Below are 2,339 nucleotides of genomic sequence, written 5' to 3'. Positions count from 1 at the left end.
CCCGGCCCCGCCCTCGTTCCCGTCCTCGTCGTCGGCGCCGGTCCCACCGGGCTGTTCCTGGCCGGTGACCTCGCCGCCGCCGGCGTCCCCGTCACCCTCGTCGAGAAGCGGCCGCACCGGATCAGCAACCTGTCCCGCGCCTTCGTCCTGCACGCCCGCACCCTCGAACAGCTCGACGCCCGCGACCTCGCCGACGGCCTGGAGGCCGCAGGCCGCCCCCTCGACCGGCTCCAGTTCTTCGGCCGGCTCGCCATCGACCTCGGCGACCTGCCCTCCCGCTTCCACCACGTGCTCGTCCTGCCGCAGTACGAGGTGGAGGGGGCCCTGGAGCGGCGCGCCGCCAAGGCGGGCGTGGACTTCCGGTACGAGACCGAGGTGACCGGCCTGACCCAGGACGCGGACGGCGTGACGGTCCGGGTCCGCACACCCGACAGCAGGCCGGAGTCGCTGCGCGCGGCGTACGTCGTCGGCGCGGACGGGATGCGCAGCCGCGTGCGCGAGGCGGTCGGTCTGCCGTTCCCGGGGCGCTCGGTGATCCGTTCCGTCCTCCTCGCGGACGTACGGCTCGCCGAGCCGCCGAAGACCCTGCTGACCGTCAACGCCGTCGGCGACGCCTTCGCCTTCCTCGCGCCCTTCGGCGACGGCTACTACCGCGTCATCGCCTGGCGCCGCGGCACCGCCATCGCCGACAGCGCACCCGCCGACCTCGACGAGATCAGGGAGATCACCCGGCTCGCCCTCGGCCGCGACTTCGGCATGCACGACGCCCGCTGGCTGTCCCGCTTCCACAGCGACGAGCGCCAGGCGCCCGCCTACCGCGTCGGCCGGGTCTTCCTCGCCGGCGACGCCGCCCACGTGCACAGCCCGGCCGGCGGTCAGGGCATGAACACCGGTCTGCAGGACGCCGCCAACCTGAGCTGGAAGCTCGCCCAGGTCGTCACCGGGCACGCGCCCGAGGCGCTCCTCGACACCTACGAGGCCGAACGCCACCCCGTCGGCAGGTCCGTGCTGCGCAGCAGCGGCGGCATCATCCGGCTCGCCATGGCCCGCGGCCCCTGGGCCCTGGCCCTGCGCGCCGTGCTCGTCACCGTCCTCGACAAGATCGGCCCGGTCCGCCGCGGGGCCGCCGGGCGGATCACCGGCATCGGCTACCGCTATGCCGCGCCCCGGGGCGCCCACCGCCTGGTCGGCACCCGTGTCCCGGACGTCGCCCTCGCCAGCGGCGGCCGCCTTTACGAGGCCCTGCGCGGCGGCCGGTTCGTGCTGATCGCCCCGCGGACGCACCCGGTCGGCCGGGACCGGTCCGGCCGGCTGACCGCGGAGCGCTGGGCGAGCGGGCGCCGTACGGCCGTGCTGGTCCGCCCCGACGGCTACGTCGCCTGGGCCGCGGACACGGCCGACGAGACCGCGATCGAGGCCGCGCTCACCGCCCACGTGGGCTGAGCGGCCCCTCGGTCGGCGGTCCTTCGGCCGGTAGCCCCTCGGTCGGCGGTCCTTCGGCCGGTAGCCCCTCGGCCGGCGGTCCTTCGGCCGGTAGCCCCTCGGTCGGCGGTCCTTCGGCCGGTAGCCCCTCGGTCGGCGGTCCCTCGTCCAGCAGCCCCTCGGCCGGGCAGCCGTTACGCCTGCGTCCCCGCCGTCCCGGCCAGCAACTCCCGCAACAGGTCGGCCAGTTGACCGGCCCGCTCGGCGTCCAGGGCGGACAGTGCCTCCGTCTGCGCGGCGAGGCCCGCGCCGACCGCCTCGTCGATGAGCCGCAGGCCCTTGTCGGTCAGGGTCACCTGCAGACCGCGGCGGTCGTGCGGATCGGGGGAGCGGCGCAGCAGGCCCGCGGCCTCCAGTTTGTCCAGGCGGCCGGTCATCCCGCCCGTGGTGAGCATGAGCGTCGCCGAGAGCTGCCGGGGGGAGAGGGTGTAGGGGGCGCCGGAGCGGCGCAGGGTGGCGAGCACGTCGAACTCGCCGCGCGAGATCCCGTACGGGGCGTACGCCTTCTCCATGCGCTCGCCCATCGCCCGCGACAGCCGGAAGATCCGCCCGAAGACCTCCATCCCGGCGGTGTCCAGATCGGGCCGTACGGCCGCCCACTGGTCGGTGATCGCGTCGACGGCGTCCCGGCGCCGCTGCGGACGTGCACTCATGGGTCGAGTATCCGCCGTCGCACGGTCGCCTGCAAGAAAGTAGCTCTAAGCTAAGTAGCTTAGAACTAAGCTACTTGCATGCTTTCTGTGCCGACCCCGTCGCGCCGTCCCGCCGCCCTGCTCCTCACCGCCCTCGCCCCTGTCTCCTGGGGCACCACCTACGCCGTCACCAGCGAGTTCCTCCCGCCCGACCGGCCCCTCCTC

2 protein-coding genes are annotated in these 2,339 nt (G+C 74.9%); one reads left to right on the top strand and one right to left on the bottom strand.

The window, feature by feature from the left end; translation table 11 throughout:
- A partial coding sequence (locus tag C1I97_RS35540; protein ID WP_258382901.1) for an FAD-dependent monooxygenase occupies positions 1–1,443 on the top strand: 1,443 nt, incomplete at its 5' end.
- Positions 1,444–1,616: 173 nt separating this feature from the next.
- On the opposite strand, the gene C1I97_RS35535 is transcribed toward C1I97_RS35540, so the two are convergent.
- Positions 1,617–2,135: a MarR family winged helix-turn-helix transcriptional regulator gene (locus C1I97_RS35535; protein WP_111007065.1), complete on the bottom strand. Its 519-nt coding sequence runs from the start codon at positions 2,133–2,135 to the stop codon at positions 1,617–1,619.
- Positions 2,136–2,339 lie beyond the last annotated feature (204 nt).

The organism is Streptomyces sp. NTH33 (assembly GCF_003236365.1).
In the GTDB taxonomy this organism is placed as follows: domain Bacteria; phylum Actinomycetota; class Actinomycetes; order Streptomycetales; family Streptomycetaceae; genus Streptomyces.
The sequence above is the reverse complement of the archived record's forward strand: the minus strand, read 5'-3'. Positions and strand labels throughout refer to the sequence as shown.